Below are 9,325 nucleotides of genomic sequence, written 5' to 3'. Positions count from 1 at the left end.
TCCACGATCCGCCCGGCGCCGATGTGAGACACAAGGGTGACGAGCCCGGCGGGGCGGCCTTTGACAACCTCCCCGATAGGCACGGCCCCCGCACTCACCGGATGGGACCTGAGGATCTCCAAAGCGCGCCCGGCCTCGGCAGCCGGCACAAAGGCCGCGAAGCGGCCCTCGTTGGCCACATACATCGGGTCCAGACCCAGAAGCTCGCAAGCGCCCTGCACCTCGGCACACACGGGAAGCTCCGATTCCCGGATCGAAATTTGCATTTTGGACGCTTCGGCGATTTCCACCAAAGCGCTGGCCAATCCGCCGCGCGTCAGGTCCCGCATGCAGTGCACGGGCACGCCCGCATTCAGCAGCGCAGCCACCGGCTCCACCAAGGGAGCGCAGTCGCTCTCCAAGGCGCTCTCAAAACTCAGGCCCTCGCGCATGGCCATGATCGCCATGCCGTGGCGTCCCAGGTCTCCGCTGACAATCACCGAATCCCCGGGCCGCACTTGAGCCGGCCCGATCGCAAGCGCGTTTTCCCGGGCACCTATGCCTGCTGTGTTGATGAAGACCCCGTCCCCCTTGCCCCGATCCACGACCTTGGTGTCGCCTGTGACAATGCGCACCCCGCAGGCCGCGGCCGCCGCGCGCATGGACTGCACCACGCGCCACAGGTCCTCCATCGGAAAACCCTCTTCCAAAATAAAACCCGCGCTCAGCCACAAGGGGCGCGCCCCGCTCATGGCCAAATCATTGACCGTGCCGTACACCGCCAGGCTGCCGATATCCCCGCCCGGAAAGAAAAGGGGCTGCACCACATAAGAATCGGTAGTGAAGGAGAGCGCCGTGCCCGGGGCCACGAGCAACGCCGCATCATGCCGCGCGTCGAGTTCAAGGCTTTTAAAGCCGGCGAGGAACATGCGCTCGATGAGTTGGTGCATGAGTTTGCCGCCGCTGCCGTGCGCCAGTTGGACCGTGGGGTAGTCGCTGATAGGAAAGGGGCAGGACAGGTTGAGGGCAACAGGTTTAGACATGGGCCCCGGTCCTGCGATAGCGGTAGTAGGCCGCGCACGCGCCCTCAGAGGAAACCATGGTCGCGCCCAGAGGACGCTCCGGTGTGCATCGCGTGCCGAAGGCCGGGCAATCGGGGGGCTTGACCGTGCCCTGCAAGATCCGGCCGCTAATGCACTCCGGAGATTCCTCAGCGTGCAGTTCGCCCACATCAAAACGTTTTTCCGCATCAAAGCCCGCATAAGGACCGGCCAGGGCCAGGCCGCTGTACGGAATCTCCCCCACTCCCCGCCATTTCCGCGGCACCACCCGGAACACGCGTTGCACCAATTCAATGGCCGGCCGGTTGCCTTCGCGCTGAACCGCACGCGCGTATTGGTTTTCCACTTCAGCCCGGCCTTCCTCCAATTGCTTCACGCACAAGTACACGCCTTGCAGAATGTCCACGGGCTCAAAGCCCGTGACCACAATGGGCACTTGGAATTCCGCGGCCAGGGGTTCGTATTCCGTAAAGCCCATCACCGAGCAGACATGACCCGCCGCCAAGAAGGCCTGCACGCGATTCTGCGGGGCCGTCAGGATGCTTCGGATCGCGGGCGGCACCAATACGTGCGAAACCAGAATGGAGAAATTCTCGATCCCCTGCTGCTGAGCCTGATGCACGGCCATGGCATTGGCCGGGGCAGTGGTCTCAAAGCCCACGGCAAAAAAGACAACTTCCTTGTCCGGATTTTGGATTGCCGAATGCAGCGCGTCGAGGGGCGAGTACACAATGCGCACATCGCCTCCGCGGGACTTCACACTAAAGAGATCTTCTTTGGAGCCAGGCACGCGCAACATGTCGCCAAAGCTGCAGAATATGACATCGGGTTTGGAGGCGATGGCCAAGGCGCGATCAATGAGTTCCAGGGGCGTCACGCACACCGGGCAGCCGGGCCCGTGTACAAGTTCCACCTCTTGGGGCAGGAAGGTATCAATGCCGTAGCGCACAATCGAATGGGTTTGGCCGCCGCAAACCTCCATGAGCACCCAGGGACGCGTCACGATCTTGCGGATTGCGCCGGCCAGTTTTTGGGCGACTTCGGCGTCGCGGTACTCATCCAGATATTTCACCGAGCGCCTCGATTTGCCGCAGGTATTCAAAGACCTGCATCGCCTCTTCCTCGTCCACCTTGGAGATGGCAAAACCCACGTGCACGATCACGTAATCACCCACCCCGGCTTCGGGCACATAGGCCAGATTCACCTCTTTGGTAATGCCGCCGAAGCTGACCTTACCGCTGCGGGTGAGTTCCCCTTCATCGAGAAGGGCTTCAATCTTTCCTGGGATACCTAGACACATAATTCCCCACTCTGGTGTCAGGCACCGGTGCCTGGCACCGGTGCCTGGCACCGTGAAACAAAGGTTATCTGGCCGAGGGCGAGGCCTCCGTCATTGGGAGGCACACGCTGGTGCCAATAGGGCTTGAACCCGGCTTTCCTCAAGGCCTCTACGCTGAGCTCGGTGAGCAAGCGGTTCTGGAAGCAACCGCCCGTGAGGACCACTTTTCCCAGCCCGCAGAACTGCGCCACACTCACAATCCCCTGGGCCAAGCCCTCGTGAAAGGCCCGGGCCACGGATCCAAACGCCTTCCCATTGTCCACATCCCGCAGTATCAGATCAAGGGCAGGCCCCCAATCGAGCACTGCGGGAGCCCCCTGCGATGCGGGCCCCAAGGGAAAGGGATAGCTTCCCGCAGCCTTTGCCCCGGCTGCGGCAAACTCCAGCTCCATGGCCGCCTGCCCTTCAAAGGCATGCACCTGGCGGATCCCGAGCAAGGCAGAGACCGCGTCAAAAAGCCGGCCTGCACTCGAGGTGCGCGGGGTATTCACACCCGATTTCAGGGCCGAGACCAGGGTCTTGAGCTCTGCCTCGGAAAACTCCCGGAGCGGGGCCGGCTCCCTTTTCCGCACAAGCTCCTCCCCGAACATTTCATACAGAAGACCCAGGGCAGAGCGCCGGGGTTCACGCACAGCCGCCTCCCCTCCGGGCAAAAGGAACTGCCGCAAATGCGCCACGCGCTCATAACAGCCTCCACTCTCTGCGCGCAAAAACTCTCCGCCCCAAATTGTGCCGTCGTCTCCCAGACCTGTGCCGTCCCAAGCTACGCCCAGAACCGGACCCTCGAGTTCGTTTTCGGCCATGCAGGAAAGCACGTGCGCCACGTGGTGTTGCACTGCAATCACTCCCGCACCGCACGCTTGAGCCCATTGTGAGGACCGGTAATCCGGATGCTTGTCGCACACAATACGCTCCGGCTTCACCTCATAGACCGCAGGCAAGTCAGCGGATGTCCTCTCAAAGGCCTCGACGGCACGGGGCGTATCCAAGTCTCCGATGTGCTGGCTCAGAAAGACCCGGGTCCTATCCCCTTCGGCCGGAACGGAAAAGGCCACCGCATTCTTGAGGTGCGCGCCCACGGCCAAGGCAGGCCCGCCAGCCTCACCATTCACCGTAATGGGCAAGGGCGCATAGCCGCGCGCCCGGCGCAAAAGCATTTCCCGCCCCAGAACCACACGCGCGATGGAATCATCCACATGCCGCGCAACAGGCCGGTTGTGCACCAAGAAAAGATCCGCAATCTTACCCAGGCGCTGCAAGGCATCCTGCTCATCAATGCAAATGGGCTCATCCGAAAGATTCCCGCTGGTCGCCACCACAGGGATAGCAGCCTCGGCCAAAAGCAAATGGTGCAGAGGAGTATAAGGCAGCATAGCCCCAAGACAGGGATTGCCCGGCGCCACAGCAGCGGCAACACTACGGTCTGACTGACGGTGCTCCAGCAACACGATGGGGCTTTCGGGTGAAAGCAGCAAACGCTCCTCCAAAGCCGAAACCTCACACACTTCGCGCAGAACAGACATCGAAGGAAACATCAGTGCAAAGGGTTTTTCTTCGCGCTCTTTACGCGCGCGCAATTGCGCGACCGCCTCTTCCTGGGCCGCATCAACCATCAGTTGAAAACCGCCCAAGCCCTTGAGCGCCAGGATCAAGCCCTTTTCCAGGGCCCGGGCTGCCACACAGAGGGCCTCGTGTCCCTGCGCCAGAACCCCGCCCTGCGGATTCCATAATTCCAATGACGGGCCACACTGAGGACAGGCAACCGGCTGCGCGTGGAAGCGCCGGTTCTTCGGGTCCCCGTACTCAGCCCGGCATTCATCACACATTTCAAAGCCGCGCATCGTGGTATTGGACCGGTCATACGGAAGGGCTTCCACAATACTGAAGCGCGGCCCGCAATGCGTGCAGTTCGTGAAAGGATACCGGAACCGCCGGTCCCCGGGATTCAGGATTTCTTTAAGACATTCGGCACAGGTGGCAATATCCGGCAGGATCAGGGCGCTCTTCGGACCGCTCTTCCCGGAAGCGCGAATCTCGAATCCTTCATAACCTACGGGATCCAAGTAGGAGGATTCCAAACCCAGGACAAAGGCATGTGCGGGTTTTTTAAGGGAAAGGTCACAGAGAAAGGATTGGAGACCGGGTGTGGGGCCCTCGGCCTCAATACAAAGGCCTTCGGGTGTATTGCTTACCCAGCCCCTGAGGCCGTGTTCCTGTGCCAGCCCGTACACAAAAGGACGAAAACCGACACCCTGAACCGCCCCATGAAGAAAGACGCGCAGACGTTCTAAGGACACTAAAGCCTTCCGCCACTCTCCTCCGGCCAGTTATGAAGCGCTGCGGTCCTCAACACCTTCATATAATTTGCCCGCTGATACGCAGAAGGATTGGCAATGGAACGCAGACTCATGCTGCCCTGCATCTGCCGGATCGACTCATACTCGTGCTCTTCCATCCACAACTCTATCTGCGCTTTGACTCGCGACAAATGGTTCAGCCCACGCTCCAAAAGGGCCGAAGTCATCATGGCCACCCTGGCGCCGGCCATCATGGACTTAAGCACATCTTCCCCGGTATGCGCCCCGCCGGTCAGGGCCAAATCCGCCTTGACCTTCCCGAACAATATGGCGATCCAGTGCAGCCGGGTGAGCAGTTCATAGGAAGAACTCATGCGCAGCTTGGTCACCACCTCCAGGGTATCCAGATCAAAGTCCGGCTGGTAGAAGCGGTTAAACAAGACCATGGCATCGGCCCCGGCCTCGTCGAGCCGCTTGGCAAAGTTCGGCAGGGAAGTAAAAAACGGGTTCAGTTTCACGGCAACGGGCAGGGTGATTTCCTTTTTGATCGCATCCACAATCGCCAGATAGTTTGCTTCCACCTGTGTGGCAGTCTGGTCCGTATCTGTCGGGATAAAATAGATGTTGAGCTCCAGCCCGTCGGCACCGGCTTCCTGAATAAGCTTGGAATACTTCACCCATCCGCCTGCCGAAACACCGTTGAGGCTCGCAATGACCGGAATATCCACCGCAGCCTTAGCCCGGCTAATGTGTTCCAGATAGGCCTCGGGCCCCATGCGGTAAATCCCCTGATCCGGAAAATAGTCCATGGCCTCGGCAAAACTATTGGTGCCCGCAGAAAGCTGGCGGTCCAAGTCATCACTCTCCACAAGAATCTGCTCTTCAAAGAGAGAGTGCAGAACCACGGCGCCCGCCCCCTCGTCCTCCATCTGCCGGATAGCATCCAGGCTTTCACACATGGGCCCGGCGGAAACCACCAAAGGACTTGTCAGAGTCATTCCCAGATAATCTGTTGAGAGGTCAGGCATTTTCCTTCTCTCCTGTCTTTTCTTCATTATTAGCGGCAGCCAAGTACTCATACGTGCGCAAACGGCGGCGCACATCCTTTTCAGCCAAATGCAACAGCTCCTCCGCAGCCTCAGGATGAGAATGCGCCAGGATCGTGTAACGCACCTCGTTGTAGGCATAACTCTTGAGAGAAATACTGGGCGGTTTGGAATCCAACTGGAAGGGGTTCTTGCCTTCCTTCTTCAAATCGGGATTATAGCGGAAGAGCGGCCAATACCCGGAGTTCACCGCGCCGCTCTGCTGATCCAGACCCCGCACCAGATCATACCCGTGCGCGATACAGTGGCTGTAGGCCACGATCAGGGAAGGGCCGTCGTACCTTTCAGCCTCGATAAAGGTCTTGAGGGTGTGGGCATCGTTGGCTCCAAAGGCCACCTGGCCGACATACACATTGCCGTAGGTCATGGCCATAAGCGCCAAGTCCTTCTTGCCCGTCTGTTTTCCGCCCGCGGCAAACTTGGCCACCGCGCCCAGCGGCGTGGCTTTGGACATCTGACCGCCCGTGTTGGAATAGACTTCCGTATCGAGAACCAGGCAATTGACATTCCGTCCGGAGGCCAACACATGGTCTAACCCGCCAAAGCCGATATCGTAGGCCCAACCATCACCCCCGATAATCCACACGCTCTTGTCCACCAAGACATCGGCCAAGGCCTTGAGGTCCTCGGCTGGGGCGGAATTCATGCCCTGAAGTTTATCGCGCAGCACTTTGACCCGCTCGCGCTGATCGATAATACCTTGTTCGCTCCCCTGGTCCGCCCCGATCAGGGCATTGACCAGCTCATCGCCGAGCTCCGGAGCGAGTTGCTGCAATAGCTGAGTGGCATAGGCGCGCTGCTGATCCACGGCCAAGCGCATGCCCAACCCGAACTCGGCATTGTCCTCGAACAGAGAATTCGACCAGGCCGGTCCGCGGCCCTCGTGGTTCACAGACCAGGGCGTGGTCGGGAGATTGCCTCCATATATAGAGGAACAGCCCGTAGCATTGGCGATCAAGGCGCGGTCCCCAAAGAGCTGGCTCATGAGTTTGAGATAAGGAGTTTCGCCGCAGCCGCCGCAAGCCCCGGAGAACTCGAACAGGGGCTGCAAGAGCTGCAGGTCCTTCACGCGATTGAAAGCCAACTTCGTGCGGTCCACCTCATTCAGTCCAAGGAAAAATTCCCAATGGGCGATTCCTTCTTCGCGCACATTCTCTATGGGCTCCATATTGATGGCGCGGCGCCGCACCTCGCTCTTGGACTTGACCGGACACACCTCCACGCACAGCTTGCACCCGGTGCAGTCCTCGGGCGAAATCTGCAGCGTAAACTTCTGGTCTTTGAAGCCCGGCCACTTCGCATCCGCGGTCCTAAAGCTATCCGGCGCGCTTTTCAATGCCGAAGGCTCCACAATCTTGGTGCGGATCACCGCGTGAGGACACACCATCACACACTTGCCGCACTGGATGCAGAGGGCCTCGTCCCACACCGGGACCTCCAGAGCGATGTTGCGCTTCTCCCACTGCGTGGTGCCGCTCGGGTAGGTGCCGTCCACAGGAAAGGCGCTCACGGGCAAATCGTCGCCTTTGCCCGCAATGATCTGGGCCGTCACCTTTTGGACAAAGTCCGGGGCCCCGGCAGGCACCGGCGGGCGCAAATCGAAAGTGCTTGTCACCTCACCGGGCACCTTCACCTCATGCAAGTGCTCCAGGGAGCGGTCCACAGCCTGCAGGTTCTTGTCCACCACCGACTGGCCGCGCTTGCCGTAGGTCTTGCGTATGGACTCCCGGATCGCTTCAATGGCCTCAGCCTCGGGAAGCACCCCGCTGATCTTGAAGAAACAGGTCTGCATGATGGTGTTGATGCGCCGTCCCATGCCCGTCTCATTGGCCAAGGTGTACGCATCGATCACAAAAAAGCGCATCTTCTTCTGAATGAGATGCTCCTGCACGCGCTTTGGCAAATGCGCCCATACTTCATCCGGCCCATAGGGGCTGTTCAAAAGGAATGTGGATCCGGGTTCCGCGCTCTTGAGCACATCAATCTGCTCAAGAAAGGTGAACTGGTGGCAGGCCACAAAATTTGCCTCGGAAATAAGATAGGTCGAGTGAATCGGCCGGGGACCAAAACGAAGATGCGAGGTCGTGATCGAGCCCGCCTTCTTGGAATCAAAAACAAAATAACCTTGGGCATTGCTGTCCGTTCCACCGCCGATGATCTTGATGGAGTTGCGGTTGGCGCCCACGGTCCCGTCCGAACCCAGACCGTAGAACACACCCCGCACACCTTCGGGGTCCTTGATGTTGAAGCCCGGATCGTAGTCAATGCTCAAGTGCGTGACATCGTCCAGAATCCCCACGCTGAAGTGCTGGCGGGGATTGTCTTTTCTCAACTCGTCAAAAACACCCTTGACCATTCCCGGGGTAAATTCCTTGGAGGAAAGACCATAACGGCCGCCGGTCACCCGGGGCATCTGGGCAAAGGGAGCAATGCCCTGAGGAACCGTTTCGCTCAGAGCAGTGACCACATCCTGGTAAAGCGGCTCACCAATGGAGCCCGGCTCCTTGGTGCGGTCCAGCACGGCAATGCGGCGCACGCTGCCGGGCAGAGCCTTCACAAAAGCTTCGGTATCAAAGGGACGGTACAAACGCACTTTGAGCACGCCGACCTTGTGGCCCTGCTGCACCAAGTGTTCCACTGTCTCGTGCGCGGCTTCCGCGCCCGAACCCATGAGCACGATCACGTCCTCGGCATCCGGCGCGCCCACATAATCAAACAAGCGGTACCGGCGCCCGGCCACTTCGGCAAAACGATCCATCGCAGCCTGCACGATCGTGGGGCAAGCCAGGTAATAGGGATTGACCGCTTCACGGCCTTGGAAAAACACGTCCGGATTCTGCGCAGTGCCGCGAATAAAGGGGCGATCCGGGGACAAGGCCCGTGCCCGGTGCGCGCGCACTGTGGCATCATCCAATACGGCGCGCATATCCCCGGGGCTCAACTGCTCCACCTTCATCACCTCATGCGAGGTGCGAAATCCATCAAAGAAATGCAAAAAGGGAATCCGGGATTCCAAAGTCGCTGCCTGGGCAATCAAAGCAAAATCCATGGCTTCCTGGACGGAGCCCGAGGCCACCAGCGCAAAGCCTGTCTGGCGCGTGGCCATCACATCACTATGATCTCCGAAAATTGAGAGGGCCTGCGTCGCAACCGAACGCGCAGCCACGTGAATGACGGCAGGCGTTAATTCGCCGGCAACCTTGTACATATTGGGAATCATCAGAAGAAGACCTTGGGAGGCCGTGAATGTGGTGGTAAGGGAACCTGCTTGCAGTGAACCGTGAAGCGCGCCGGACGCGCCGCCTTCACTCTGCATTTCAACAACGCTGGGGATGCTGCCCCAAATATTCGGTTTCTGTTGGGAGGACCAGAGGTCCGCCCACTCCCCCATATTAGATGAAGGGGTGATGGGATAAATGGCGACGACTTCGTTGATATGATACGCAACGTAGGCGACCGCCTCGTTCCCATCAATGGTTACCTGGGTTCGAGTCATAAGGGATTCTCCGACTGGGGGATTCTTAGTAGCTGGTTCCATGGGT

6 protein-coding genes are annotated in these 9,325 nt (G+C 59.4%); all 6 read right to left on the bottom strand.

Features of this window, described 5'->3' with window-relative positions; translation table 11 throughout:
- Positions 1-1,022, bottom strand: a 1,022-nt coding sequence (gene hypE, locus JW937_03010) for a hydrogenase expression/formation protein HypE (GenBank protein ID MBN1586381.1), incomplete at its 3' end; no start/stop codon positions are given.
- On the bottom strand, positions 1,015-2,112 hold the full coding sequence (hypD, locus tag JW937_03005) for a hydrogenase formation protein HypD (protein MBN1586380.1): 1,098 nt from the start codon (positions 2,110-2,112) through the stop codon (positions 1,015-1,017). The genes hypD and hypE, both read right to left, overlap by 8 nt.
- Positions 2,096-2,341 (bottom strand): HypC/HybG/HupF family hydrogenase formation chaperone, encoded by a 246-nt coding sequence (locus JW937_03000; protein ID MBN1586379.1) that lies wholly within the window; start codon positions 2,339-2,341, stop codon positions 2,096-2,098. Before JW937_03000 ends, hypD begins: the two co-directional genes overlap by 17 nt.
- 17 nt (positions 2,342-2,358) lie before the next feature.
- Positions 2,359-4,707 (bottom strand): carbamoyltransferase HypF, encoded by a 2,349-nt coding sequence (gene hypF, locus JW937_02995; GenBank protein ID MBN1586378.1) that lies wholly within the window; start codon positions 4,705-4,707, stop codon positions 2,359-2,361.
- Positions 4,677-5,705, bottom strand: coding sequence for a dihydroorotate dehydrogenase-like protein (locus tag JW937_02990; protein ID MBN1586377.1), 1,029 nt, complete (start codon positions 5,703-5,705; stop codon positions 4,677-4,679). The genes hypF and JW937_02990 overlap by 31 nt, the downstream gene beginning before the upstream one ends.
- Positions 5,698-9,279, bottom strand: a complete 3,582-nt coding sequence (gene nifJ, locus JW937_02985; GenBank protein MBN1586376.1) for a pyruvate:ferredoxin (flavodoxin) oxidoreductase — start codon at positions 9,277-9,279, stop codon at positions 5,698-5,700. Before nifJ ends, JW937_02990 begins: the two co-directional genes overlap by 8 nt.
- Between the last annotated feature and the right edge of the window lie 46 nt (positions 9,280-9,325).

This window comes from Candidatus Omnitrophota bacterium (assembly GCA_016929445.1).
Classification (GTDB): Bacteria; Omnitrophota; Gorgyraeia; order JAFGIU01; family JAFGIU01; genus JAFGIU01.
This window is presented reverse-complemented; position numbering and strand designations above follow the sequence as displayed.